This is a genomic window from Schumannella sp. 10F1B-5-1, from assembly GCF_006517535.1.
GTDB lineage: Bacteria > Actinomycetota > Actinomycetes > Actinomycetales > Microbacteriaceae > Schumannella.
Genome location: NZ_VHQH01000021.1, coordinates 1 through 378, shown reverse-complemented (window position 1 = coordinate 378; position 378 = coordinate 1). Strand labels below are relative to the sequence as shown.

The 378-nt window shown below is 72.2% G+C and carries 1 protein-coding gene; it reads left to right on the top strand.

Going from position 1 to position 378, the window contains the following annotated elements; all coding sequences use genetic code 11:
- Nucleotides 1-378, top strand: a 378-nt coding sequence (locus tag FJ658_RS16030) for a DUF6049 family protein (protein ID WP_219995705.1), incomplete at both ends; no start/stop codon positions are given.

The following is a 378-nucleotide window of genomic DNA, read 5'->3' as shown; positions in this document are numbered from 1 at the left end:
GCCTGGACCGCCTCGACGAGCGCGTGGGACCGGGCCGTCTCCGACTTCCACACCCGTTCGGCCGAGATCCAGAGCTCGGTGCAGCTGCAGTCCGGCAGCGACGTGGCGCTCCTGGCCCGCAACGCCGAGTTCAAGGTCGCCGTCAGCAATTCCCTGCCCTACGCGGTGACCGTGCGGGTGGTGGTCGACCCCCAGAGCCCGATCCTGCGGGCGGACCGGGCGATCGACCTCACGGTCGAGCCCGAGTCGACGGGCACCGCGCTCGTCCCCGTCGAGGCGGTCGCGAACGGCGAGGTCGAGGTGCTCACCTCGATCACCAGCCCGACCGGGGTGCCGCTCGACTCCGGGCACGCGAGCGTCACGGTGCACGCGGAATGG